This window comes from Burkholderia sp. 567 (genome assembly GCF_040545115.1).
Classification (GTDB): domain Bacteria; phylum Pseudomonadota; class Gammaproteobacteria; order Burkholderiales; family Burkholderiaceae; genus Burkholderia; species Burkholderia ambifaria.
Genome location: NZ_JBEPLG010000013.1, coordinates 1 through 26,217, shown reverse-complemented (window position 1 = coordinate 26,217; position 26,217 = coordinate 1). Strand labels below are relative to the sequence as shown.

At 66.2% G+C, this 26,217-nt stretch carries 20 protein-coding genes and 3 pseudogenes; 11 read left to right on the top strand and 12 right to left on the bottom strand.

From position 1 onward, the window contains the following. Positions 1-39 precede the first annotated feature (39 nt). The 8 genes from dapF to hslU all read left to right on the top strand — a co-directional run bounded on the left by dapF (position 40) and on the right by hslU (position 8,202). Positions 40-909, top strand: coding sequence for a diaminopimelate epimerase (gene dapF / locus ABIC50_RS29445; protein ID WP_175657097.1), 870 nt, complete (start codon positions 40-42; stop codon positions 907-909). A gap of 37 nt (positions 910-946) precedes the next feature. Further along, positions 947-1,672, top strand: a complete 726-nt coding sequence (locus ABIC50_RS29440) for a DUF484 family protein (protein WP_012364946.1) — start codon at positions 947-949, stop codon at positions 1,670-1,672. Between the two features lie 13 nt (positions 1,673-1,685). After that, a complete protein-coding gene (xerC, locus tag ABIC50_RS29435) occupies positions 1,686-2,606 on the top strand; it encodes a tyrosine recombinase XerC (RefSeq protein WP_354168411.1) in 921 nt (306 codons plus the stop codon). 76 nt (positions 2,607-2,682) lie between these two features. Further along, a complete protein-coding gene (locus ABIC50_RS29430; RefSeq protein ID WP_354168409.1) occupies positions 2,683-3,897 on the top strand; it encodes a class I SAM-dependent rRNA methyltransferase in 1,215 nt (404 codons plus the stop codon). 192 nt (positions 3,898-4,089) lie between these two features. Then, entirely contained in the window at positions 4,090-5,169 is a 1,080-nt protein-coding gene (locus ABIC50_RS29425; protein WP_126228715.1) for a CobW family GTP-binding protein, read from the top strand. Positions 5,170-5,659: 490 nt separating this feature from the next. Beyond that, on the top strand, positions 5,660-6,076 hold the full coding sequence (gene dksA, locus ABIC50_RS29420) for an RNA polymerase-binding protein DksA (RefSeq protein ID WP_006477498.1): 417 nt from the start codon (positions 5,660-5,662) through the stop codon (positions 6,074-6,076). A 235-nt stretch (positions 6,077-6,311) separates the two neighbouring features. Then, positions 6,312-6,848, top strand: coding sequence for an ATP-dependent protease subunit HslV (hslV, locus tag ABIC50_RS29415; RefSeq protein ID WP_006760749.1), 537 nt, complete (start codon positions 6,312-6,314; stop codon positions 6,846-6,848). Between the two features lie 10 nt (positions 6,849-6,858). Then, positions 6,859-8,202, top strand: a complete 1,344-nt coding sequence (hslU, locus tag ABIC50_RS29410) for an ATP-dependent protease ATPase subunit HslU (RefSeq protein WP_126228716.1) — start codon at positions 6,859-6,861, stop codon at positions 8,200-8,202. A 92-nt stretch (positions 8,203-8,294) separates the two neighbouring features. Here hslU and ABIC50_RS29405 read toward each other — a convergent pair whose 3' ends face one another. The 3 genes from ABIC50_RS29405 to ABIC50_RS29395 form a co-directional block, all read right to left on the bottom strand. Continuing rightward, a complete protein-coding gene (locus ABIC50_RS29405; protein WP_011658200.1) occupies positions 8,295-8,837 on the bottom strand; it encodes a response regulator transcription factor in 543 nt (180 codons plus the stop codon). 13 nt (positions 8,838-8,850) lie between these two features. Next, the gene (locus ABIC50_RS29400) at positions 8,851-10,257 is read right to left on the bottom strand and encodes an ATP-binding protein (RefSeq protein ID WP_354168407.1); all 1,407 of its coding nucleotides are present in this window, start codon (positions 10,255-10,257) and stop codon (positions 8,851-8,853) included. 132 nt (positions 10,258-10,389) lie between these two features. Further along, positions 10,390-10,614: a cysteine-rich CWC family protein gene (locus ABIC50_RS29395; protein WP_175665911.1), complete on the bottom strand. Its 225-nt coding sequence runs from the start codon at positions 10,612-10,614 to the stop codon at positions 10,390-10,392. A gap of 296 nt (positions 10,615-10,910) precedes the next feature. Between ABIC50_RS29395 and argB the strand changes: the two genes are divergently transcribed. From argB to slmA, 3 genes are read left to right on the top strand one after another with little or no spacing between them, the layout of a single operon-like run. Continuing rightward, entirely contained in the window at positions 10,911-11,810 is a 900-nt protein-coding gene (argB, locus tag ABIC50_RS29390) for an acetylglutamate kinase (protein WP_006754950.1), read from the top strand. Next, positions 11,807-12,598 carry a pyrimidine 5'-nucleotidase gene (locus tag ABIC50_RS29385; protein WP_354168405.1) on the top strand — a complete coding sequence of 264 codons (792 nt, stop codon included), beginning with the start codon at positions 11,807-11,809 and terminating at the stop codon, positions 12,596-12,598. Before argB ends, ABIC50_RS29385 begins: the two co-directional genes overlap by 4 nt. After that, positions 12,565-13,230: a nucleoid occlusion factor SlmA gene (gene slmA / locus ABIC50_RS29380; RefSeq protein ID WP_105834793.1), complete on the top strand. Its 666-nt coding sequence runs from the start codon at positions 12,565-12,567 to the stop codon at positions 13,228-13,230. The genes ABIC50_RS29385 and slmA overlap by 34 nt, the downstream gene beginning before the upstream one ends. A 68-nt stretch (positions 13,231-13,298) precedes the next feature. On the opposite strand, the gene ABIC50_RS29375 is transcribed toward slmA, so the two are convergent. The 9 genes and pseudogenes from ABIC50_RS29375 to ABIC50_RS29340 all read right to left on the bottom strand — a co-directional run. After that, positions 13,299-14,156 (bottom strand): hypothetical protein, encoded by an 858-nt coding sequence (locus ABIC50_RS29375; RefSeq protein WP_354168403.1) that lies wholly within the window; start codon positions 14,154-14,156, stop codon positions 13,299-13,301. Positions 14,157-14,201: 45 nt separating this feature from the next. Further along, on the bottom strand, positions 14,202-15,422 hold the full coding sequence (locus ABIC50_RS29370) for a TolC family protein (RefSeq protein ID WP_041491408.1): 1,221 nt from the start codon (positions 15,420-15,422) through the stop codon (positions 14,202-14,204). Positions 15,423-15,691: 269 nt separating this feature from the next. Further along, complete coding sequence (locus tag ABIC50_RS29365) at positions 15,692-16,942, bottom strand: HlyD family type I secretion periplasmic adaptor subunit (protein WP_354168401.1); 1,251 nt, start codon at positions 16,940-16,942, stop codon at positions 15,692-15,694. Further along, positions 16,939-19,269 (bottom strand): type I secretion system permease/ATPase, encoded by a 2,331-nt coding sequence (locus ABIC50_RS29360; RefSeq protein WP_354168399.1) that lies wholly within the window; start codon positions 19,267-19,269, stop codon positions 16,939-16,941. Before ABIC50_RS29360 ends, ABIC50_RS29365 begins: the two co-directional genes overlap by 4 nt. A 411-nt stretch (positions 19,270-19,680) precedes the next feature. Further along, positions 19,681-22,560 (bottom strand): Ig-like domain-containing protein, encoded by a 2,880-nt coding sequence (locus ABIC50_RS29355; RefSeq protein WP_354168397.1) that lies wholly within the window; start codon positions 22,558-22,560, stop codon positions 19,681-19,683. A 107-nt stretch (positions 22,561-22,667) separates the two neighbouring features. Further along, the gene (locus tag ABIC50_RS34045) at positions 22,668-23,399 is read right to left on the bottom strand and encodes an OmpA family protein (RefSeq protein WP_471686035.1); all 732 of its coding nucleotides are present in this window, start codon (positions 23,397-23,399) and stop codon (positions 22,668-22,670) included. 153 nt (positions 23,400-23,552) lie between these two features. Beyond that, positions 23,553-24,419 (bottom strand): annotated as a pseudogene (locus ABIC50_RS29345) (YadA family autotransporter adhesin); the annotation flags it as partial. A gap of 162 nt (positions 24,420-24,581) precedes the next feature. Next, a pseudogene (locus tag ABIC50_RS34040) lies at positions 24,582-24,650 on the bottom strand (hypothetical protein); the annotation flags it as partial. Between the two features lie 155 nt (positions 24,651-24,805). Then, positions 24,806-26,217, bottom strand: a pseudogene (locus ABIC50_RS29340) (hypothetical protein); the annotation flags it as partial.

Sequence of the window (26,217 nt, the reverse complement as noted above, 5' to 3'; positions counted from 1 at the left end):
CGTGCTGGCCGCCTTGTTCGTCATGGAATTCCGGACCCAGTGAAACTCTCGTTCACCAAGATGCACGGCGCGGGCAACGACTTCGTCGTGCTCGACGGCTATTCGCGTGCGTTGCCGCCGCTCACCGAAGCGCAGGTGCGCGCGCTCGCCAACCGGCACTTCGGCATCGGCGCCGACCAGTTGCTGCTCGTCGAAAAGCCGACCGTCGACGGCGCGGATTTCAAGTACCGGATCTTCAATTGCGACGGCGGCGAAGTCGAACACTGCGGCAACGGCGCACGCTGTTTCGTGAAGTTCGTCAGCGACCGCGGCCTGACCGACAAGCGCAGCGTGCGCGTTCAGGTCATGAAGGGCCTGATCACGCTGACGCTGCAGGACAACGGCGAAGTCGTCGTCGACATGGGCGCGCCCGTATTCGCGCCGGCGCAGGTGCCGTTTGAAGCGTCGGGCCTCGACGGCCGCGCCGAAGGCCGCGACACGCTGTGGCCGCTGGACGTCGGCGGCGCGACGCGCTGGATTTCGGCGGTGTCGATGGGCAATCCGCATGCGGTGCAGGTCGTCGACGACGTCGAAGCGTATCCGGTGCTGGAAGAAGGCCCGCTCATCGAGCGCCACGCACGCTTCCCGCAGCGCGTGAACGCCGGCTTCATGCAGATCGTGTCGCGCCACGAAGTGAAGCTGCGCGTGTACGAACGCGGCGCGGGCGAGACGCTCGCGTGCGGCACGGGCGCGTGCGCGGCGGTCGCGGCCGGCATCCGGCGTGGCCTGCTCGATTCGCCCGTGACCGTCCATACGCACGGCGGCACGCTGACGATCGGCTGGGACGGCGCGCGCGACGAAGCCGCCGCACTGATGATGGCCGGGCCCGCCGCGACCGTGTTCGAAGGCGAGATCGACCTCACCGCCTGACCCTGCAACGTCCTTGATAACTGAACGCTCCAGCCACATGAACGATCGCGAAGTCGCCGACTACCTGCTCGCCAATCCCGAATTCTTCGCGCAGCACGCCGAACTGCTCGCGACGATCCGCCTCGCGAACCCGCACGGCAAGGCCGCGATCTCGCTGCAGGAGCGGCAGATGGAGATGCTGCGCGACAAGAACAAGCATCTCGAGCGCCGGCTCGCCGAACTCGTGCGCTATGGCCACGAGAACGACAGCCTGTCCGCGAAGTTCAGCCGCTGGACCGCGCGCGTGATCGCGGAACGCGACCCGTACGCGCTGCCGCGCACGATCGCCGAAGGCATCGCCGACGTGTTCGACGTGCCGCAGACCGCGCTGCGCGTATGGGACGTCGCCGACACCTACGCGCAGGCCGATTTCGCGCGCCAGGTCGGCGAGGAAGTGCGCCTGTTCACGAACGGGCTGTCGACGCCGTACTGCGGCGCGAACACCGGTTTCGAGGCTGCCCAGTGGCTCGCGCCCGCGCTCGCGGCACCGGCCGCGAACGCGGCGGAAGGCGCCGAAGCCGCGCCGGCCGGCGACGGTGCGGCCACGTCGGTCGCGCTGCTCGCGCTGCGCGCGCCGCTCGCCGGCACCGATGCGCCCGCGTTCGGCCTGCTCGTGCTCGGCTCGCCCGATCCGCGCCGCTTCCACGACGGAATGGCGACCGACTTCCTCGCGCAGATCGCGACGCTTGCGAGCGCCGCGCTCACGCGCCTGCTGCCGCACTGATGTCGCGCCCGCGATGACCGACGATCCGATCGCCGCCTACCTGTCGAACCTGAAGCACGTCAGGCAGCTGTCGGAACACACGCTGCGCGCGTACACGCACGAACTCGACGAACTGAAGAAGCTCGCCGCCGGTCGCCCGTTCGACACGCTGACGGCCGTCGACATGCGCGGCGCGGTCGCGCGCGCGCATGCGGGCGGATTGTCGGCGCGCTCGATCTCGCACCGGCTGTCCGCCTGGCGCGCGTTCTACCGCTGGCTCGCGCAGCACATCGAGATGCCCGCGAACCCGGTCGCCGCGGTGCGCGCGCCGAAGCGCCCGAAAACCTTGCCGAAAGCGCTGTCGGTCGACGACGCCTCGGCGCTGATGGACGCGCCGCTCGCCGGCACGACCGAAGGCATCCGCGATCACGCGATCCTCGAGCTGTTCTATTCGTCGGGGCTGCGCCTCGCCGAACTGGTCGGGCTCGACGTCAGGTACACGCAGGCCGACGGCTACCGCTCGGCCGGCTGGCTCGATCTCGCCGAAGCCGAAGTCACCGTGCGCGGCAAGGGCAACAAGGAACGCAAGGTGCCGGTCGGCCGCAAGGCGATCGATGCGCTGAACGCGTGGCTCGTGGTGCGCGGCGAATTCGTGAAGCACGACCCGCATCCGCTGTTCGTGTCCGTGCGCGGCAACCGGATGGCGCCGGGCGTCGTGCGCGAGCGCGTGAAGCGCGCGGCGCTCGCCGCGGGCATCCCCGCCAACGTCCACCCGCACGTGCTGCGTCATTCGTTCGCGACGCACGTGCTGCAGTCGAGCGGCGACCTGCGCGCGGTGCAGGAACTGCTTGGCCACGCGAGCATCTCCGCGACGCAGGTCTACACGTCGCTCGACTTCCAGCACCTCGCGAAGATTTACGACAGCGCGCATCCGCGCGCGAAGAAGCGCGACTGACGCGCGTCCCGTGTTACCCACCGCGCGCGGCGGCCGGCCACGGCCAGCGTCGCGCACGGCCCATTTCGATCTCATCATGCAAACCGTCACCCTCAAGCCGTCCAAGGAAAAATCGCTGCTGCGCCGCCATCCGTGGATCTACGCCAATGCGATCGACCGCGTCGACGGCAAGCCTGCGCCCGGCGCGACCGTCATCGTGCGTGCGCACGACGGCCGCTTCCTCGCGCGCGGCGCGTACAGCCCGCAGTCGCAGATCCGCGTGCGCGTGTGGAGCTTCGACGAGAACGAGCCGATCGATCACGCATTCTTCAAGCGCCGCGTGCAGCGCGCGGTCGCGCACCGTACGACGATGGTATCGGGCACGGGCGCGGTGCGGCTCGTGTTCGGCGAGGCCGACGGGCTGCCGGGGCTGATCGTCGACTACTACGTCGCGGACACGGCCGAAGCCGGCGCCGCGCCGCGCGGCCAGCTCGTCTGCCAGTTCATGGCCGCGGGCGTCGAAGCGTGGAAGGAGGCGATCGTCGCGGCGCTCACCGGCGCGACCGGCTGCCCGAACGTGTACGAGCGCTCGGACGTGTCGATCCGCGACAAGGAAGGGCTCGAACAGACGACCGGCGTGCTGGCCGGCGATGCGCCGCCCGCGACGCTGATCGCGAACGAAAACGGCGTGCGCTATCACGTCGACGTGCCGAACGGCCACAAGACGGGCTTCTACGTCGATCAGCGCGACAACCGCGCGCTGGTCGCGCAGTACGCGGCCGATCGCGACGTGCTGAACTGCTTCTGCTACACGGGCGGCTTCTCGCTCGCGGCGCTCAAGGGCGGCGCGAAACGCGTCGTGTCGATCGACTCGTCGGGCGATGCGCTCGCGCTCGCGCAGCAGAACGTCGTGGCCAACGGCTTCGACGCCGAACGCGCGACCTGGCTCGACGCCGATGCCTTCAAGACGCTGCGCCGCCTCGTCGAAGAAGGCGAGCGTTTCGACCTGATCGTGCTCGATCCGCCGAAGTTCGCGCCGACCCGCGACAGCGTCGATCGCGCGGCGCGCGCCTACAAGGACATCAACCTGAGCGGCTTCAAGCTGCTGCGCCCGGGCGGCCTGCTGTTCACGTACTCGTGCTCGGGCGCGATCGACATGGACCTGTTCCAGAAGATCGTCGCGGGCGCGGCGGCCGACGCGAAGGTCGACGCGCGCATCCTGAAGCGGCTCGGCGCGGGCGTCGACCACCCGCTGCTCGCCGCGTTCCCGGAAGGCGAATATCTGAAGGGCCTGCTGTTGCAAATCGTCTGATCGCCCCGATCTTGGCGGACAACCCGGCGCGCCAGCCCGATCTGGCGGGCCAGCGCTTTCGCCTGTCGTCCGGACGACGGGCGGGGGCTTGACAGGTATGTTTCAATGGATGGTTGTGCGCCCCCGCTCGCAGCGGGAGGCGCGACGCACATCCTGGTTTTGACCCCGATTCACGAACCACAGGCGACCGACATGGCCACTCCCGTCACCATCCTCACCGGCTTCCTCGGCAGCGGCAAGACGACGCTGCTCAAGCGCATCCTGAACGAACAGCACGGCATGAAGATCGCCGTGATCGAGAACGAGTTCGGCGAAGAGAACATCGACAACGAGATCCTCGTGCAGGACTCGAACGAGCAGATCATCCAGATGAGCAACGGCTGCATCTGCTGCACGATCCGCGGCGACCTCGCCCGCGCGCTCGGCGATCTGGCCGCGAAGAAGCGCGAAGGCAAGCTCGACTTCGACCGCATCGTGATCGAAACCACCGGCCTCGCGAACCCGGGCCCCGTCGCGCAAACGTTCTTCATCGACAGCGAAATCGCCGACGACTTCCTGCTGGATGCGGTCATCACGCTCGTCGACGCGAAGCACGCGAACGCGCAGCTCGACGAACACGAAGTCGTGCAGCGCCAGGTCGGCTTCGCCGATCGCCTGTTCATCACGAAGTCGGACCTCGTCGACGACCAGACCGTCGCCGGCCTCAAGCATCGCCTGATGCACATGAACCCGAAGGCGACGATCAAGATCGTCAACTTCGGCGAAGCCGACATCAAGGAAATCTTCGACCTGCGCGGCTTCAACCTGAACGCGAAGCTCGAGATCGACCCGGATTTCCTCGCCGAAGACGACCACGCGCATGCTCACCACGATCACGGCCATGATCACGATCACGCCGATTGCGACCACGATCACGGTCAATGCGCGCACGATCACGACCACGGCCATCATCACCACCACCACGCGCACCACGACGACAAGATCAAGTCGTTCGTGTATCGCAACGACCGCCCGTTCGACCCGAACAAGCTGGAAGACTTCCTCGGCGGCATCCTGCAGATCTACGGCGAACGGATGCTGCGCTACAAGGGCGTGCTGTACATGAAGGGCGTCGATCGCAAGGTCGTGTTCCAGGGCGTGCACCAGATGATGGGCAGCGACCTCGCCGCGAAGTGGCTGCCGGTCGAGAAGAAGACGAACAAGATGGTGTTCATCGGCGTCGATCTGCCGCAGGACCTGATCACCGACGGCCTCGACGCCTGCCTCGCCTGAGCGTTCAGGCCCCGGCATCGGGCGCCTTCCACGCGGCCGCCTTCAGGGGCGGCCGCGGTGCTTGGCGGGTGCCTTGCGCGGCAAGGGTTTCACCGTCATCGCTTTTTCGCGATTTGCGCGTTATATTTTCTAGATATTGGCGCAGCCGACGGGGATCGACCCGATACGGCGCCCGCTTGCGATTCAGTTACAATACGTGCCCGCTGGAGTACGGCAATAACAGGCCCGGTTCTTGCTGAACCAATACCGGGCGTCGCAACCGCGCCGGATCGCCCATCCGCCACCCGGCCGCGGCCGATGCGATTTGCCGCGCAGCACCGGTTCGCCGCGCGCAAATCAGCGCCAGGCCTGTCCTGGTATTTGAGAACCGGTTTTCCAGAGGCTTTCGGCCCCGCGGCGGCAGATCGCAAATGATTGCAAGCGCGGTTGCGGGTAATCCCAAAGTGCAGGCAATATCTCCTGATTTGCCGCACATTGAAGAAGCAAGCAGATGACGAAGAAACTCTTGACCGAAGCCGAAATCCTGAAGATGAGCGACAAGGATTACATGAATGAGGATCAGCTCGCCTTCTTCAAAAATCGGCTCGAACAGTTGCAGGCGGACATCCTCAAGAATGCCGGCCAGACGACCGAGAATCTGCGCGAGACGGTGATCGTGCCCGACCCCGCCGATCGCGCGACGATCGAGGAAGAGCACGCGCTCGAGCTGCGTACGCGCGACCGCGAACGCAAGCTCCTCAAGAAGGTTCAGCAGTCGCTCGCCCGCATCGATTCCGGCGATTACGGCTGGTGCGAGGAAACCGGCGAACCGATCGGCATCCCGCGCCTGCTCGCGCGCCCGACGGCGACGCTGTCGCTCGAGGCGCAAGAGCGCCGCGAGCTGCGCCAGAAGCTGTTCGGCGACTGATCGAGCGGCGTTCCGCTCTGACACGCTGCTTCCCGGAAGCGCGCGGCCTGCCGCGCGCTTTTTGTTTTTCCGGCCCGGTTCCCGGCCGGCCGATTTGCCCCCTCCACCTCTTGATATCCCGGCGCCCGCCCTAAAATGAAACGGACGCGCGCCGGGCCGCTCCCCGGCGCACTGCGATTCACGCGGCGGCGCCTCGCGCCGCCCGACTCTTCCCCGTTTTTCTCAAGGAACGCAGATGGAGCAATTTCACGGCACGACCATCGTTTCGGTCCGGCGCGGCGACAAGGTCGCGCTCGGCGGCGACGGCCAGGTAACCCTCGGCAACATCGTCATGAAGGGTGGCGCGCGGAAAGTGCGGCGGATCTACAACAACCAGGTTCTGGTCGGATTCGCGGGCGGCACCGCCGATGCGTTCTCGCTGCTCGATCGCTTCGAGGCGAAGCTCGAGAAGCATCAGGGCAATCTGACCCGCGCGGCCGTCGAGCTCGCGAAGGACTGGCGCACCGACCGGATGCTGCGCCGCCTCGAGGCGATGCTGATCACGGCCGATGCCACCACCACGCTCGTGATCACCGGCAACGGCGACGTGCTCGACCCGGAAGGCGGCATCTGCGCGATCGGCTCGGGCGGTGCGTACGCGCAGGCCGCGGCCCGCGCGCTCGCGGAGAACACCGAGCTGTCCCCGCGCGAAATCGTCGAGAAGTCGCTCGAGATCGCCGGCGACATGTGCATCTACACCAACCACAACCGCATCATCGAAACGATCGAGTAAGGACCGCACCATGAGCACCATGACCCCTGCCGAGATCGTCTCGGAACTCGACAAGCACATCATTGGTCAGGCCAAGGCGAAGAAGGCCGTCGCCGTCGCACTGCGCAACCGCTGGCGCCGCCAGCAGGTCGGCGAGCCGCTGCGCCAGGAAATCACGCCGAAGAACATCCTGATGATCGGGCCGACGGGCGTCGGCAAGACCGAAATCGCGCGCCGCCTCGCGAAGCTCGCCGATGCGCCGTTCGTCAAGATCGAAGCCACCAAATTCACCGAAGTCGGCTACGTCGGCCGTGACGTCGACAGCATCGTGCGCGACCTGATCGAGATCTCGGTCAAGCAGACGCGTGAATCCGAGATGCGCAAGGTGCGCAGCAAGGCGACCGACCAGGCGGAAGACCGCATCCTCGACATCCTGCTGCCGCAACCGCGCGCGGTCGGCTTCGGCGGCAACGCCGATCACGCGAACGACGACAACAACGCGACGCGCCAGACCTTCCGCAAGCGCCTGCGCGAAGGCCAGCTCGACGACAAGGAAGTCGAGCTCGACCTCGAGCAGCCGTCGGCCGGCATGGACATCATGGCGCCGCCGGGGATGGAAGAGATGACCGAGCAGATCCGCTCGATGTTCTCGAACCTCGGCAGCGGCAAGAAGCAGCGCCGCAAGGTCAAGATCAAGGAAGCGCTGAAGCTGCTGACCGACGAGGAAGCGGCGAAGATGCTCAACGACGAGGAAGTGAAGACGAAGGCCGTGCAGAACGTCGAGCAGAACGGCATCGTGTTCCTCGACGAGATCGACAAGATCACGTCGCGCAACAACGAAGGCAGCGGCGGCGAAGTGTCGCGCCAGGGCGTGCAGCGCGACCTGCTGCCGCTGGTCGAGGGCACGACCGTCAACACGAAGTACGGGATGGTGAAGACCGATCACATCCTGTTCATCGCGAGCGGCGCGTTCCACCTCGCGAAGCCGAGCGACCTGATCCCCGAACTGCAGGGGCGCTTTCCGATCCGCGTCGAGCTCGACTCGCTGTCGGTGGAGGATTTCGAGGCGATCCTCGACGCGACCGACGCGAGCCTCGTCAAGCAGTACCAGGCGCTGCTCGCTACGGAAGACGTGCAACTCGAGTTTGCCGCGGACGGCATCCGCCGCCTCGCCGAGATCGCGTATGCGGTCAACGAGAAGACCGAGAACATCGGTGCGCGCCGGCTGTACACGGTGATCGAGAAGCTGCTCGAGGAAGTGTCGTTCTCGGCCGGCAACCACGCCGGCGAGCGCGTGACGATCGACGCGAAATATGTCGAGAATGCGCTCGGCGAGGTGTCGCAGGACGAAGACCTGTCGCGCTACGTGCTGTAACGCGCGCGGCGTCGAATGCGAAACGGGCGGCCCGGCGGGCCGCCCGTTTTCGTTGATGCCGTTGGTGCGGCACGCCGACGGCGCGGCGCCGCTTACTGGCGCACCGGCTTCTTCGCGAGCTTGCGCTGCAGCGTGCGGCGGTGCATGTTCAGCGCGCGCGCGGTGGCCGAGATGTTGTTGTTGTTCTCCGCGAGCACGCGCTGGATGTGCTCCCATTCGAGCCGATCGACCGACAGCACGACCGGATTCTCGAGCGCCTCGTCGGCCTGCACCTCGCTGGCGTTGGTCTGCAGCGCGGCCAGGATCGACTCGATGTTCGCCGGCTTCGCGAGATAGTTGTCGGCGCCCTCCTTCACGGCCTGCACGGCGGTCGCGATGCTCGCGTAGCCGGTCAGCACGAGGATCCGCGCGTCGGGCTGCAGGTCGCACAGCGGCGCGATCAGGCTCAGGCCCGAATCCTCGCCGAGATGCAGGTCGACGGTGATGAACTGGAACTTGCCGCCGGCCGCGAGCCGCAGCGCCGCCTCCTTGTCGTGCGCCTGCTGGACCGCATAGCCGCGGCGCTCGAGGCCGCGCGCGAGGGTGCCCGCGAACACCTCGTTGTCGTCGATCACCAGGAAATTGTTCTCGCTCATGTGGTTTCTCCGTCTACGTGTTGGTTGAGGCGGCCGGCGCCGCGATGCGCGCCACCGGCAGGCGCAGCACCGCGCGCGTGCCGCGGCCCGGCGAGCCGGCCGGGCGGCTGTCCGGCGTGGCTGCCGCCCGTTCGGTCGTGCGCTGGCCCGACGCGGCAGCGGCGTGACCATTCGCGCCGCCTGCGGCGCGCCCGTTGCCGCCCGCCGCGCGCGGCGTGACATCGGACAGCTCGATTTCGCCGCCCAGGCGCACGGCCGCGCTGAACGCGAGGTACAGGCCGACTCCGTGTCCGCCCTGCGTGCTGTCGACCGGCATCGCGCCGAGCGATTGGCGCAACGCGGCCGGAATGCCCGGGCCGTCGTCGCGTACTTCGAATTCGATCTGGTCGGCCGCCCGCTCGTTGTGCGCGAGCTTCGCGGCCAGCGTCACGCGATGCGGGCTCGCCCGCGCGGCGTTGTCCAGCAGGATCGTCAGGATCTGGCCGGCCGCGACCGTGTCGTCGAGCGCGACGCCCGACGGGCGCGCGCCCAGCAGTTCGAACTGCACGTGCGGATGCCGCAGGCGCCAGTGCTCGACGAAGGTATCGAGCCAGTCGTCCACCGGCTGGCGGCTCGCCGGCGCGCTCGCGCGGCTGCGCAGGCGCGCGAGCGCCGACGTGCAGAGTGTCATCTGCTCTTCCAGCACCTTCAGGTCGGCCTCGTAGCGTGCCAGCCCCGGATCGGCGCGTGCCGCGTCGCGCAGTTCCTCCGCGAGCATCGCGATCGTCGACAGCGGCGTACCCATCTCGTGGGCGACAGTTGCGGCCTGCACGCCGAGCGCGACCGCGCGCTCGTCGCGCAGCAGGTGCGCCTGCGCTTCGCCGAGCGCCGAATCGCGCTGGCGCAGCGCGTTCGACATGCGCGCGACGAACCACGCGATCAGCCCGACGCTGACCATGAAGTTCACCCACATCCCGGTGCGGTAGTAGTCGAACAGGTTCGCCGGGTTATCCATGTTGAGCGGCACCGAATCGAAGCCGAGCGCCGCGTAGCACGCGACCGCGAACGCCGCGAGCCAGATCATCAGGTGCCACGGCAGCACGGCCGCCGCGATCGCGAGCGACGGCAGATACAGCGACACGAACGGGTTGGTCGTGCCGCCCGACAGGAACAGCAGCGCCGACAGCGCACCGAGGTCGACCCACAGCTGGCCGAGCAGCTCGAAATCGGTCTCGGGCCGCGCGCGCAGCACGCGCACCCAGGTCAGCGCGTTGAAAACGATTTCGAGCGCGATGACCATCAGCATCGCCGGCAACGGCAGGTGCACGCCGAAATAGGTCTGCACGACGCCGATCGTCGCGAGCTGGCCGATGATCGCGAGATTGCGCAGCCAGAACAGGTGACTGAGGTTGACGCGCCCGGTGGTGGTGATTCGTTGCATCCGAGCAGTTTACCCGTTTAGCGTGCGGCGCCTCTACCGGGGGCCGGATCGTGGCGGACGAATACACACAGGAACGCATCAAGGCACGGCCCGACAAGCCGGCGCCTCGGCCGGTCGCACGCGCCTGCGCCGTCAGCCGGCCGCACCGGCCATGCGCTGGGCGATTTCGTCGGCGAGGCACTCGGGGCACCGGCAGCGCGTGCCGGCCGCCGGCGGCGCGCCGCCGGGCACGACCGGCATCGACGCGCACCAGCAGTCGAACGGCTGGGTACCGGCGCCGCAGTCGAAGCCGCGCCCGCAGTGCGGGCAGCGCGCGCGGCGCGGGGTCGAACGAGTGTCGACGGCGGAATCGGTCATGGCGAAGGCGCGGTAACGGGCATGAACGTCACCCTACGCGTCAAGCATAGCGCGGCGAACGGATTTTGCACGTCGGCCGATCGGCCGATGCGTCCCGCAAAACACGTCCGGGCACACGCGCCGCCCGCCCCGCCTGCGGCGCCGTCGCGGGGCTCGGCGCCACGGCCGGCGGGCCGCCGCGTATGGGCCGGGGCCCGCGGCACCCACCGTCCGGCCAGCCCAAAAACCCGATGCTGCGCTGCGCCACTCCTGTACAATTCGCCCTGTTTCAACCGTTCCCAGCCAGAGCTGCCGCCATGTCCGAGCCCATCGACCTCTCGCAGATCGCCCCCACGCTGAAAGCAGAAATCCTCGCGGAAGCGCTGCCGTACATCCGTCGCTATCACGGCAAGACCGTGGTCATCAAATACGGCGGCAATGCGATGACGGAAGAGCGGCTCAAGCAAGGCTTCGCACGCGACGTGATCCTGCTGAAACTGGTCGGCATCAATCCGGTGATCGTCCACGGCGGCGGTCCGCAGATCGATCAGGCACTGAAGAAGATCGGCAAGGCCGGCACCTTCATCCAGGGCATGCGCGTCACCGACGAAGAGACGATGGAAGTCGTCGAATGGGTGCTGGGCGGCGAAGTGCAGCAGGACATCGTGACGCTGATCAACCACTTCGGCGGCCACGCGGTGGGCCTGACGGGCAAGGACGGCGGCCTGATCCACGCGCGCAAGCTGCTGATGCCGGACCGCGACAACCCGGGCCAGTACATCGACATCGGCCAGGTCGGCGAAGTCGAGGCGATCAATCCGGCCGTCGTGAAGGCGCTGCAGGACGACGCGTTCATCCCGGTGATCTCGCCGATCGGCTTCGGTGAGGACGGCCTGTCGTACAACATCAATGCCGACCTCGTCGCCGGCAAGCTCGCGACCGTGCTGAACGCCGAGAAGCTGCTGATGATGACCAACATCCCCGGCGTGATGGACAAGGACGGCAACCTGCTGACCGACCTGTCGGCACGCGAGATCGACGCGCTGTTCGAGGACGGCACGATTTCGGGCGGCATGCTGCCGAAGATCTCGTCGGCGCTCGACGCCGCGAAGAGCGGCGTGAAGTCGGTGCACATCGTCGACGGCCGGATCGAGCACTCGGTGCTGCTGGAAATCCTGACCGAGCAGCCGTTCGGCACGATGATCCGCTCGCATTGAGCGCACGCCGCCTCCCCAAGCGTTCCGACCTGCCGGCGTCGCTGCGACGCCGGCGCATCTCCCGCAGCCGGCCGCGTGCCGGCGCGCCAGTCTGGCTGTTCGATCTCGACAACACGCTGCACCACGCATCGCACGCGATCTTTCCGGAGATCAACCGCGCGATGACGCAGTACATCATCGACACGCTCCACGTCGGGCGTGTCGAGGCCGACCGGCTGCGCACCGGCTACACGCAGCGCTACGGCGCCGCGCTTCTCGGCCTCACGCGCCATCATCCGATCGATCCGCACGACTTCCTGCGGGTTGTCCACACGTTTGCCGACCTGCCCGCGATGCTGCACGCCGAGCGCGGCCTCGCGCGCATCATCGCCGCGCTGCCGGGTCGCAAGTTCGTGCTGACCAACGCGCCGGAGAACTACGCGCGTGCGGTACTGCGCGAGCTGCGCATCGAGCGGCTGTTCGAGCGCGTGATCGCGATCGAGCACATGCGCGACCGGCGCGCCTGGCGCGCGAAGCCCGACCACACGATGCTGCGCCGGGCCTTGCGTGCCGCGCACGCGCGGCTGGCCGACGCGATCCTCGTCGAAGATACCCGCAGCCATCTGAAACGCTACAAGCGGCTCGGCATCGGTACCGTATGGATCACCGGCCACCTGCCGGGCCATCTGCCGAGCATCGGCCGTCCACATTATGTCGACCAGCGCATTCGTTCGTTAAAATCGCTCCGACTGGGCACACGATCGGGGCGACAGAAATGCAGCCGACTTACCCGCAGGACCAAGCCGTAAAGGAAGACCAGGCCACGCCGTCCCGCCCGCGCCCAAAGCCGGGCGAGCGGCGCGTGATGATCCTGCAGACGCTCGCCGCAATGCTCGAGGTGCCGAAGCCCGAGAAAATCACGACCGCCGCGCTCGCGGCCCGGCTCGACGTGTCGGAAGCCGCGCTCTACCGGCATTTCGCCAGCAAGGCGAAGATGTACGAAGGGCTGATCGAGTTCATCGAGCAGGCGCTGTTCGGACTCGTCAACCAGATCGTCGCGAAGGAGCCGAACGGCGTGCTGCAGGCACGCACGATCGCGCTGACGATGCTCAATTTCACCGCGAAGAACCCCGGGATGACGCGCGTGCTGACCGGCGAGGCCCTGATCGGCGAGGACGAGCGCCTCACCGAACGCGTGAATCAGTTGCTCGACCGGATCGAGGCGACCGTCAAGCAATGCCTGAGGGTCGCGCGCACGGAGGCCAACGCGCCGCAGGACGGCGCCGCACCGTTCACGTTGCCGGCTGACTATGATCCCGCGGCCCGCGCGAGCCTGCTCGTCAGCTACGTGATCGGGCGCTGGCATCGTTTCGCGAAGAGCGGATTCAAGCAGGCGCCGGGTGAACAGGCCGATGCGCATCTGCTGCTGATTCTGCAGTGAACGCGTGACACGGATTCCGGCACGACACTGAAGCGCCCGGGCAAGCAGCGGCTTTCACAGCCCCCGAATTACCACTCGGTCACGCGCCGGTGGTCGGTCAGGCGAACCGACGTCTGCGCCGCATTGCTTTGTACCGCCGCCGGTATTGGCTTGCTCGCTTCCCGGTGCTTCAGCTCGACCTGCAACGCGCGCAGCGCGTCGCCACACGGCCAGTCGGCGCCGCATCGGTCCGGCGCTCCCGGTACGGATGGCTCTGCCGGCGCCGCTCGGGGAGGCTGGGCCGGCACGCGACGCAACGTGGCTTTCGCGGATATCGACCGCCCCGTCCCGCGTTCGCGGGCGCGCACGCCCGTCCTGTCGGGCCGCCGAAGTGGCGTCGGCTGCAATGCCGATGCCGGATGCCCGCTCGCCACGCGGACTGGATCGGGTAACGCATCCGCCTGGCTGGCCGTCGGCGCAGAGGGTGGCACCAAAGCCAGCGCTGAATCCGAAACCGGCGTTGCAGGCGGCACCGGCACCGCCTCGTGGGCCGCCGCAACAACCGACGCGGACGCCTGTTTGCCCGCGGGCAGGCCGCCCCGCGCCGGATGGCCCAACTCCGCGCCGCAGACTGCCATCATCCCGCCGAGCAACGCCATTAACGCTGCACCGAGCAATGCACCGCCGATCGCGGACAAGACGAGGCGACCGCGGCCGCGACCGCGCTGTAGCGGCTGGCGGCTCCATGCCAGATTGTCGTGCCCGAAATCGGCCGCGCACACGTCGGCGGCGATAACAGAACGACGGCTCGACAGATAGACCGCCCCCGACGACGAGCGCGCGAAGCGATCGGTGACGCCGTGCCGAACGCCATAAGGACCGGGCAGGTAGGAAGCCGCTCTTGGCGGCGGCACTTCAAACCAGTTCTCGATCGATCCAGGATTCATGATTTCCCCTCGTTGCGCGGCCGGTGCCGGACACCGCGCGATACGTCATCCCTCACGCAACCATTGCACGAGCATGCCCGCCGATGCGTAGCCCCGCAGCGTCGCGGCATAGCCATCGAATCGGTACGCCACCTCGTTGACGCGATTGTTGTAGTCGTCGTTCTCGGCAATCAGCACGTCCAGCAGCGAGCGGCGCCCGAGGTGATACCACTGGTCGAAGAACGCGCTGCGCACGCGCGCCGACTCGACCGACAAGTCGCGATACTGATCCGCCCGCTCCCCGAACGCCTGCGCATCCTCCTCCGCGCTGCGCACCTGATATTCGAGATCCAGACGCATCTGTTCGACTTGACTCCAGCTCGCCGACGCACGGAACGTCGCCGCGTCCGTCGCCGCAGTCGCCGAGCCGCCGGTGAACGCATTCCACGTCAACGTGAGCATCGTCTGCCACGGCATGCGGCGTCCGATGGCATCCTGGCCGGTATTCGTGCTGACGACCCAGTTCAATTGCGGCCTGGACGCCGCGCGCACCGCATCGCGGTTCAGTTCGGCCGCACTCGCTTCGGCGCGTGCCTGTCGCAGGCGCGGGTTTTCATCGAGCGCGGACATCAGCCGGTCGAGATTGCCAGGATGCAGCGGCCAGTGCGAGTCCGTCAGCATGAGCGTCGGCACCGGCCGCTCGCCCACCAGCTTGCGAAGATTCAGCTCGACCGTTCGGTATTTCGCCAGCGCCGCATCGCGACTCGCCTCGGCCTGCAGCAAACGGGCCTTCGCCTGGGTAAGCTCGCTGCCGCGACCGCGATCGATCGCGACGATCTCCTCGAGCATCCGCACGAGACGCGCCATCCGGTCGACGAAGCGCTGACTCAACGTGGCGATGTTGCGCTGCTTCGACAGCTCGACGAGGGTAGCCGTGACCTGATAGGCGGAATCTTCCATCTGCGCAACGTAGCGCTCCTGACCCGCGCTCGCGAGGTCCTGCCGGCTGCCGATCGTTTTCTCGGTGCGGCCCCAGTCGAACAGCGTCGTCGTCAGGTTCACGTTCAGCGCGTTGCCTGGATCGTATGCGCTGCCGGCATTCGAGCCGAACTGCGCGGCGCGCGTCTGGGCGTTCAACTGCAATTGCGGCCAACGCGCGCCTTTCGCCTGATCGACATCCGACTGCGCCGCCTGGTACTCCGCGTAAAGGCGCCGCACCTGCGGACTGACGTCGACGGCCGCTTCCGCCGCGGCATACAGCATCTGCCGCAATTCACGCTCGGTCATCGCACGCCCCGCGGCAGGTGCCGACGCGGAATCATCGCGCGTCGGCGCGGATGCGCCCGTCGGTCCATCGGAGCCGGCGGCAGTAGCCTGCGCGTCAGTCGATGTCGACGCCATCGCAACACGTGGCGGCACGATATTGGCGGCGTGCGCAGTCCCGGCCAATTGCCACATCGACAAGACAAGCAATACCGCCGACGCGGCGACACGAAGCCCCGCGCGAAATTCGCGCGCATCGACGCACGCGCCGTTGATTCGAAATCCGCTCATGCTCAACGCTCCCTGAAGGCCTCGCGGGCCTTGAAGATCGGCTTGAGCAGGTAATCGAGCACCGTCTTCTCGCCGGTGCGGATATCGACCGTTGCCTGCATGCCCGGCAATACCGGCAGACGCTTGCCGGCCGCGGCGAGCGCGTCCGAGTCCGTCTCGACCATGAGCCGGTAATAGTTCGCGTCGGGACGCCCCATCGCGGCCTTCTGATCATCCTTCAACGTGTCCGGGCCGAGGCTGACAACGTGCCCGTGCAATCCGCCGTAGATCGAGAAGTCGTACGCGCTCAGCTTCACGAGCACCGGCAACCCCGGCCGCAGGAACGCGACGTCGGATGGCTTGATCCGCGCTTCGACCAGTACGCGGCCGTCGAGCGGCGCAATCTCCATGATGTGTTCGCCCGACTGCACGACGCCACCCGGCGTGCGGATGCGGATGTTCTTCACCACGCCGCGCATCGGCGCGACGACATCGGTGCGCGCCAGCACGTCCGCGCGCCCGGCCAGCACTTCGTTGGTTTGCGCGAGCTCCTGTTCGAGCCGCGACAGCTCGGTACTGGCCTCCGCGGTGAAACGGCTCCGGCGCTCGGCGATCTGCGCGGCGATGTCCGTCGACTGACGCCGCATGCGCAGGATCTCGACTTCCGAGACCAGCCCCTTCGCCGCGAGCGGCTCCGACATCGCGATCTCGCGCCGGACCAGCGCCTGACTCTTCTCCAGCGCGGTGACCTGCTCGTCGAGCGCGCGGCGGCGGGCACGGTATGTTGCGGTGGCCTGCGCGACGAGGCCGGATTCGCGCTTCACGTCTTCCGGAAAGTCCAGCGGCACTCCATAGGCTTCGGCACGCGCGCGTGACACGCTCGCCTTGAGCTCCAGCGCCTTGGTCAACACTTCGCGATAGCTCGATTGCGCGCGTGCCGGATCGATCTTCGCGAGCAACTGCCCTTTTTCGACCACCTCGCCCTCGCGCACCGCCACGCTCTGGACGATGCCGCCCTCGAGACTCTGAATCAATTGTTCGCGGCTCGGCGATACGACCGTCGCTTCGCTGCGCGTGACCTCCTCGACGCGAGCGAAGTGCGCCCACACCAGACCGGCGCCGAGCACGATTGCGATCAGATAGAGAATCAGCTGTGCACCCGCGGACGAGCGCACGAGCAGCGCCTCGCGAATGTCGCTCATGTAGGCGGCATCGCCGGCTCGCAGGCGCGGCGCCGTTCCGCGGCCCGGCATCGATCGAATGCGCCGCATCATGATGCCTCCGCAGCCGACGACACCACGCCGCCGTTCGATTCCGCTGGCGACGCACCGGGTTGCACGCCGCGCTCGACCACGCGGATTTTCGGCGCACGGTTTCGCTGCGCCTCGGGCTGCGGGGGAGGCTCATCCGCCTCGGGTTGGCCCGACAGTGCCGCCAGCACACGCGCCTTTTCCCCATCCATCACGATCTTGCCTTGATCGACGATCACGATCCGGTCGACGAGCGCCAACAGCGACGTGCGATGCGTCACCACGACCAGCGTCTGGTCGGAGGTCGCATGCTTCAAATGCTCGATGAACTGCGACTCCGTCTGGGAGTCCATCGCGCTCGTCGGCTCGTCGAGCAACAATGTTCGCGGACGCGCGATCAGGCTGCGCGCCAGCGCGACGAGCTGGCGCTGCCCGCCCGACAGATCACGGCCGTTTTCGCCGACCTGAAGATTCGCGCCGAGCGGATGCCGGGCGACCAGCGCATCGAGCCCCGTCAGTTTGAGCACGCGCAGCAGTTCCGTGGCCGGCACGTCGGGACGGCCGATCGTCACGTTCTCGCGCAGCGAACCGTAAAACAGCCGGCTGTCCTGGCCGACGTAGCCGAAGGTTCGGCGCCAGTCGGCCGGGGCGATCTGGGCGGCGTCGAGCCCATCGGCGAGCAGCTTGCCCTCCGTCGGCTGATAAAGCCGCGCAATCAAGCGCAGCAGCGTCGATTTCCCGCTGCCGACCCGGCCGAGTATCGCGACGCGCTCGCCGGGCCGGATCTCCACCGATATCTGATCCAGCGCGGGCGCGTTTTGCTGCAGGCCGGCCGACGGATACTGGAACGACACACCGTCGAGCTTCACATGGCCGCTGAGCGGCGGCTGCGCCAGATAATCCTGCCCTGGCTCGTGCTCGACCGGCATCGCCATCAGTTCGTTGAGCGAATGCATTGCGCTCTTCGCCTGCTGAAACCGCAGCGCAAGCCCCATGACCTGCCCGAGCGGTGCCGTCACACGGCCGGCCAGCATCACGGAGCCGATCAGCGCGCCCTGGGTGAGCTTGCCTTCGCCGATCAGGTACACGCCGACGATCACGATCGCGACGGTCTGCATCTGCTGCAGGAACGACACACAACTGGTCGCCATGCTGGACAACTCGCGCGACTGCATCGACGAGGCCGCCGTCTTCGCACTGAACGCGTCCCAGCGGTGGCGCATCGCGCCTTCGCCGCCGACTGCCTTCAGCGTCTCGAGCCCGTCGATCGACTCGATCAGCACGCCCTGCTTCAACGACGCCTCACGCAGGTTTTCGCGCATCGCACGCGCGAGGGGCCATTGCACGATCGTGCCGAGGCCGACGATCAGCGGGATCATCATGAGCGGAATCCAGCCGAGCGGGCCGCCGACCGCGAACACCACGCCAACGAACAAAAAGACGAACGGCAGATCGGATACTGCCGACAGCGTCGCCGATGTCGCGAAGTCCCGCACCGATTCGAACTCGCGCAACCGGTGCGCGAAGGAGCCGGCCGACGCCGGCCGGTGCTCCATCCGGATCGCCAGCGCCTGCCGAAACAGCAGGGTGCCGAGCACCAGATCGGCCTTCTTGCCCGCGGTATCGAGCACATGGGCACGCACGTGCCGCGACACCGCTTCCATCAGCATTGCGAGCGCGACGCCGATCGCGAGCGACCAGAGCGTCACATACGCCTGGTTCGGAACGACACGGTCGTAGACGTTCATCGTAAAGAACACGCTGGCGAGGCCCAGCACGTTGATCAGAAACGCGCCGACCGCCGCGCTCGCGTAATAGCTGCGATAGCGCCACAGCGTTCGCAGCAACCAGTGCCCGGCCGGTTCGGTCGGCAGGTCGTCCGGACGCGCGTCGACCTTCGCCGCCGGCTTCACGAGCATCGCGTAGCCGGCGTAGGTCTCGCCCAGTTCCGCGGCGGTGCATTCGACCGGCCCATCGCCGAGTTCAGGCAGCACAGCGCGATAACGGATGCGTGCGTCCTGCTCCGCCGAATCGTCAATGCGCCAGCCGAGCAGCACGCATGCGCTACCGTTCCGGCGCAACAGCACGGCCGGCAACAGATGTTCGGGTAACTGCGTCAGCGGGCGCTCCACCAGCTTCGCCGCAAGACCGGCCTGCGTCAGCGCCTCGATCGCCTGCGATGGTGTCAGCCGGCCGTATTTGGCAAGACCGGAAACGAGGACTGCATGGCTTCTGCCCAAACCGTAGTGCGTGCAAAGCCATGCGACTGAATCGAGCAGGCTGTCGTGGGTGAGGGTGTCCGGAAGATTCGGCGCGTTACCGCCACCGGTCTCGGGAGGTCGGGCATTCATATCGAAATCGCTATCTGGCCACTGGAATTCACGGAACCCTGGCGCGCTCCAGGACGCGGCTGTTTCGCACGAGCGACAGGGTCGGCGCATACACCGATGCGGCTGAGTCTCCCGTCGCATGACGGGACGAGACGGCTATCGCAGGACGCCAATGGAACCGCGACAGGAAAGCAACAACTTTACGAAATGTGCCTACGCGCAAAAATGGGACGAGTCCCAAAAGGAATCCAGAACCATTGGGACAAGTTTGAATGGAGGTCTTTGAATACGCAGACATGCGCAGCCCGCAACTCGCTGCGGGCTACGCATGAAGAAACAACGGAAAGAACCCAACCGCTGGCCTCAGCACAGCGGGAACGACACGGGCCGGGACCGCGTCTCGACTCGACGCGATTCCGGCCCGCGCGCGGATTAGACCAGTTGGGTCGATACGGACGATTGCACGAGCAGTTCGACGTGCAGCGCCGCGTTCTCGTATACGCGGTACGCCTGGCCCTCGACTGCGATCAGGCCCTGGTCCGTCCATTGGCCGCGCCAGAGGTCCAGCCCGTCCATGCCAGACAACTCGACCCGATCGCCGGCGTTGCCGTTCACCATCAATTGCGTGTGGCCATCGGTTCGGAACACGTTCTCGTGGCCGAGTTCCAGCACGTCACGCATCGACAGCTTCAGCGTGTTGTTGCCCGCACCGGTGATGTCGATGACCTCGATCGACGAAATCTTGTCGTGGCCGCCGACGTTCAACAGTTTCGACACATCCAGCGTCTGACCGGCACCCATGAGTTTCAGCGTATCGATGCCCGCACCACCATGCAGACCGGCATGCTGGTTTATGAAGTACGCCACGTTGTCGAGCTGGAATTCCGTACCGTGAGCCGAGCCGAAATACTCGGCATCCGCGTACGTCAGCACGTGCTGCACGTCGGCCGGAGGAACGAGTTCGGTGACCGTTTCCCAGGTCGATTTGGCGAAACTGCCACCGGAAAAACCGACGTTGTCGATCCAGAGCGCATTCAAGCCACCTATTGCCCCATTGTTCGCATACCATCCGATGCCGAAAGACGAGAACTGCAAATTGTCCGGCAGGACCACCTCATACGTATGAATCTCGCCGTTCGGCGTTCTCCCGTTGATCCACAGATCCTGTCGATGAATCTCCTTGCCCGCGTCGTCGTAGAAATACGCGGTCATATGCTCATAACTCGCCACGACGCTGATGCCGAGATCAATCGTCAATGCGTGCGCATGCGCCCCGTTGTTCAGGTAAAACTTCGGCATCTCGCTGAGGTTGATCAGCAACCCCGTCTCCCCGCTTTCCGGCACGATCTTCTTTTCCCCCAGCCCGAAACCGCCGCCGCCGCCAGTACGAATACCCTGCTCGACGCCCGGCTTACCGTTGACCGACACCGGCTTACCGAGCACGGCGGTAAACGTGCCAAAGTCGATCGGCATGCTTCCGTTGAAGTCTTGCGGCTTTTTATCGTTGAAGTCGACATTCACCGCGTGCGACAACGGCGAAAAGTCTCCCCCCGCAAATCCAATATTGTCGACCCAGAGCGCATTCAGGCCACCCAGTGCTCCAGTGCCCGAATACCATCCGATGCTGAAAGCCGAGAACTGCAGGTTATCCGGCAAGACGACCTGATACGTATGAATCTCGCCGTTCGGCGTTGTCCCGTGGACCCTCAGGTCCTCCCGATAAATCAACTTGCCGGCGTCGTCATAGAAATAGGCCGTCATATGCTCATAGCTCGCCGTGACGCTGATGCCGAGATCGACCGTCAATGCACGCGCGTGCGCGCCGTTGTTCAGGTAAAACTTCGGCATCCCGCTGAGGTTGATCAGCAACCCCGTCTCCCCGCTTTCCGGCACGATCTTCTTGTACCCCAGCCCGAAGCCACCGCCGCCGCCAGTACGAATACCCTGCTCGACACCCGGCTTACCGTTGACCGGCACCGGCTTCGCGAGCACCGCTGTAAACAAGCCGAAGTCGATCGGCATGCTGCCGTTGAAGTCCTGTGTTTTGCGATCGTTGAAATCCACGGTCTGATATTCGATGCCCGCATCGGTACCCGTTCCCGGGTTCACTTTCTCGACAAATCTTGTCACCAGATAGTCAGAAATGTTCCCGCTCCGATCCACCAGCGCGATACCATAGCTCGCGTGCTCGTCCATCGTCGCCGCGATGCCCGCCGGGATCGTCACTTTCACCCGGCCGGCCGCGATATCGGCCGCCGTCAGGTTGTACGAGATGCGCTGATCGCCGATCATCACGTTGATCGCGTCCCCGACCACCATGTCCTTGCCGGCGAACGAGACGTCGATCACATCGCCCGAGCGTACCGCCTTCAGCACCGGATCGGGTGACGTCGTGTCCAGTTCGACGTCGTACACCTTCACCTCGCCCGCCGCGCCGGCGCCGTTCACCACGCGCGTCTGGATCGTCCAGTTGCCGCCGTGCTCGTTCAGGTCGGTCACCATCCAGGTGCCGTCCGCGTTCATCAGCGCGTCCAGCCACGTCCGTCCGCCGTCCGTCGACACCTGCACCTTCTCGCCCGCCGCCAGCGCACCAATCAGGTGACCGTTCAGCAAGCGCCCGCCCGTGCCGTCGTTCGTCAGACGGTCGAAATTCAAATTCCCGCTGTCGTGCCCCATGTCGTCGAGCACCGCCTTCGCCAGCGGCACCGGCGGCGTCACCGGCCCCACCGTCACGTCGAAGCCGTCCGAGCGCGCGCTCGTATTGCCCGCCGGGTCCGTCGCCGTTACCGTCAGTGCATGCGTGCCGTTCGACAGGGGCGACGTCAGCTGAAAGGTCCACGTTCCGTCGATATTCGTCTGCGTCGTGCCCAGCAGCGTCGTGCCGTCGTAGATCGCCACCGTCGAATACGCTTCTGCGTGACCCGACAGCGTCGGCTGCGCACCCTCCGTCGCCGCTTCGATCTTCGGCTGCGACGGCGGTGTCACGTCAACCTGGATGCCGTACGACGTCGACGGCACGCTCATGCCGACGTCGTTGCTCGCGCGCGCCGTCAGGCGATACTCGCCGTCGTTCAACGGCTGCGTGAGCGCGACACTCCATGTCCCGTTTGCACCGACCACCACGCTTCCAACCTCGATGCCATCCACCAGAAGATGGATCGTCGAACCAGGATCGCCGCGACCGCTCACCGTCGGCTTCGAGTCGTTGGTCAGGCCGCCGTTTTGAATCACGCCGGTGTGCGGCGGTACGTTGTCGGTGACTGCTTCGATTGTCGGACGCGACGGACGCGTCGTTGCTTTCTGCTCTGCCATTTTTACCTTCTAGTATCAGTCCAGGATGCCCCGGAGCCATCCGGACATGTCAATCCGCGCTCCGCGGCGACCGTCATTGGTGACCGCGGAGTCGTCAATCACGTTCGTTACGCCTTCTCGAGTTCGATTTCGACTCGTCGGTTCTGCGCGCGCCCTTCGGCCGTCGCGTTGCTGGCGACCGGCTCTGCCGCGCCCTTGCCGACGGTCGTAAAGTGTTCCGCGTGCAGCCCGCCCGTGCGCAGGTACGTGGCCACCGCGCGCGCGCGCGCCTCGGACAGTCGAACGTTATGTGCATGCGCACCCTGCGAATCGGTGTAGCCCGTGACCGTCACACGGCGAAATCGGGCCTCGCGATTCACGTCCAGAAAGCGATCGAGTTCCTGGCGGGCGCTCGGCGTCAGCGCCGCGCTGTCGAACGCGAAGTTCGCGCTGCCCTGCAGCAGCACGTGACGCTGCGCGACGGGCTCGGCCGCCGGCTGCGCCTGCACGACCGGTTGCGCTTGCGCGACGACAGGAGGTGCGACACTCGCCTGAGGCGGCACGCCGCACATGAACGTCAATTCGCGCGGATCGCCCATCGCGGCGCCGCCACGAACGCGATCGACGGCCTGCAGCGGCGTAACCGGCTTGCCGGCACAGACTTTCTGCGCAGCCGCTTCACACGAGCGCGTGCTGGATACCAGCCCCTCACACGTCACGCGAAACACGGGCCCGGGTTGATCGGTGGCTTTGATCGCCCGAACGGTATACGTCGGGCCGGATTGCGTCGCGCATGCGCTCAGCAGAACTACGAATGCGCCGAGCAGGCCCCGGCGAACAAAATGTTGTGGTGTTTTCATGATGGTTCAGTCCGTTCGACGCGGACTCATGGAAATTGATCGGTGGAAATGGAGTCGCTTGCGCGTGGTGTGATGCGTGGCGTGGCGGGCGACAAGTGCCCGCCTGCCACGCATCAGGTGACGACGCGGGCCGAACGGCCCGCGTCAACCGCCTTACCACTGATACGACGCGCCCACACCGTAGGTATTGCCGCCGCTGCTGAGGCCGACGCCGGCGCGCATCTTCAGGTTCTCCGTGATGCGCGCTTCACCGCCCAGCGCGACTGCCTGATAGCCCTTGTACGAGCCGCCACCGATACCGAACGACAGCGTCTTGCCCGGATCGACACCCGGAATCATCGTCAGCGCCGTGGCCGCCGCGATACCGGAATAGGCATTACGCGAGATGTCGTTGATCTGGCCTTGCATACCGCCGAGTGCACGGTCGAACTGCCCCTTGCTGACGGCGTCCGTGGCCTTCACCCCGTCCGCGACGTTGACGATCCGGCGCTCGTGGCCGTCAGAGCCGACCGACACGGTGTTGGCCTCGGTCGCCTGCGAGCCCTGGCCCAGCGCAACCGAGTTGTCCGCACCGGACGACACCGACGCACCCTGGCCAAGCGCCGTGCCGTTGTCGGCCGACACCTTCGAACCGGCACCGATTGCCGCGGCGTTGTTCTTGCCATCGACGATCTGCGAGCTGGAGCCGACAGCGATGTTGCCGTTGCCGTTGCCCGGTTTCGCGGCGACGATCTCGGCACTGTCCTTGCCGCTACCGCCCGTTCCACCGATCAGGTTGCTGCCGGACCCACCGTCGTTACCGCTGTTGTTGCCGCCAGGTGTGGTCATAGTGTTCAGACGTTCGTCGATATTGCTGACACGCCCTTCCAGCTTCGAGAACTGACCGTAGTTCACGGCGTCGTACTGGCTCTTGCCGTCCGCGACGTTCGTCAGCACCACCGGTCCCGTCGACAAGCCGTTGCCCAGCGTCACCGTGTTGAAATTCACGGTGCCGTCGCCGTTCTTGTCGTAAGCGACAGCGCCGACCAATTTCGTGGCCTCACCAAGGTTGTCCTGGATCTGCGTGACCCGGTTGTCGATGTTCGTCAGTGCGTCGCCTGCGTTGTGGAAGGTGTTGCCCCCCACGTCGTAGGTCGGCGCGACGACCTTGCCGGTTTCCTCGTCGATCTTCGCACCGCCGCCGAGCGCATCGGTCACGCCACTCAACTGGCTGACGTTCACCGCATCCGTCGCAGCCTTGCCGGCCGCCACGTTGTGCAGGGCGACCGGAGTAGCCGCGCCGACACCGCCGAGCGTCACCGAACCGTAGTTCGTCGTACCGCCGCGTTCTTGTCGTAGACGACTGCCGACTGCAGCTTGCCGTCTTCACCGACCAGGCCGGCCGAGCGCAGTTGTCGCACGTTGACCGCATCGGTCTCGTCGACACCGTCCGCGACGTTCTTCAGCATGACGGGCGCCGCGCCTGCGCCACCGAACGTGACAGCGGCATGCGTTGCGTCGTCGTACTGAACCGCATTCGCGACACCCTTCTCCAGCGTGTCGATCTGCTTCGTGTGCGTCGACACGCGCTCGTCGACGTGCTTGAACGCGTCCCCGACGTTGTCGTACGTGTTCGTCAAGCCATCCGCCGCAGTCAGTTCATACGTCGGCGCCGAGATGTCGCCGGTCACCGGGTCGAACTTCGCACCGCCGCCGAGACTATCCGCGATGCTCGACGCGAGGAAATTCACCTGACCGCCGTTGACAGCCTCGGTGCTGAACTCGGCAAGCGAGCCGTCCGCGACGTTACGAAGCACCGTGCCCTTCGCGCCAGCCAGCGTCACCGCTGCCTTGGTGGCGTCGTCATAGACGACCGCGTTCGGGTTCGTACCGTTGCCGGTGCCGCCCTCACGCTGCTCCAGCGCCTTGATGGCATCGCCGACCGACACATAATCCTTGCCGTCGACGTTGTAGACCGGCGAGGTAACCTTGCCGTCCGCATCGATGCCCGCACCACCGCCGATGATGTCGGTCACGCCCTTCAACTGCGACACGTTGACTGCATCGGTCGATACCTTGCCGGCAGCAACGTTATGCAGCGCGACGGGGACGCCGGCGTTCATGCCACCGAACGTCACCGAAGCGAAGTTCGTGGTGCCGTCGGTGTGCGTATCGTAGGTCACGGCTGCAAGCGCCTTGCCGTTCTCGCCGATCAGGCCCGACGACTTCAGTTGCGACACGTTCACCGCATCCATGTCGGCCGTACCAGCCTTCACGTTCGACAGCGTCGTGCCGGTCTGGCCGCCGGCCAGCGTCACCTTGTCCTTCGTCGTGCTGTCGTACACCACCGCCAGCGATTCGCCCGTCGTCTTGTCGATCACGCCGCCATCCGTCAGTGAGTCCTTCAGGTTGCCGAGGTTCTCGTTCGTCGCGAACAGTTGCGAGCCGTTCACTGCGTCCGTGCTCGTCGCCGACAGTGCACCGGCCTTCACGTTCGTCAGCGTCGTGCCGCCTTCGCCTGCCAACGTTGCCGACGTGAAGTTGGGCGTGCCGTCCTCGTTCTTGTCGTACGTCAGCGCAGCCGCCGCGTTGCCGTCCTTGTCGATCAGACCCGACGACTTCAGTTGCGACACGTTCACTGCGTCCGTGTCGGCCTTGCCTGCCGCAACGTTCGACAGCGTCGTACCGTTCTGGCCGGCCAGCGTCACCTTGTCCTTCGTCGCGCTGTCGTAAGACACGCCGTTCGGGTCGGAGCCGCCGTTCTTCGCCATCGCGTCCAGCGCGTCGCCGACGTTGTTGTACGTCGTGTCGCCAACCTTGTACGTCGGTGCCGTGATGT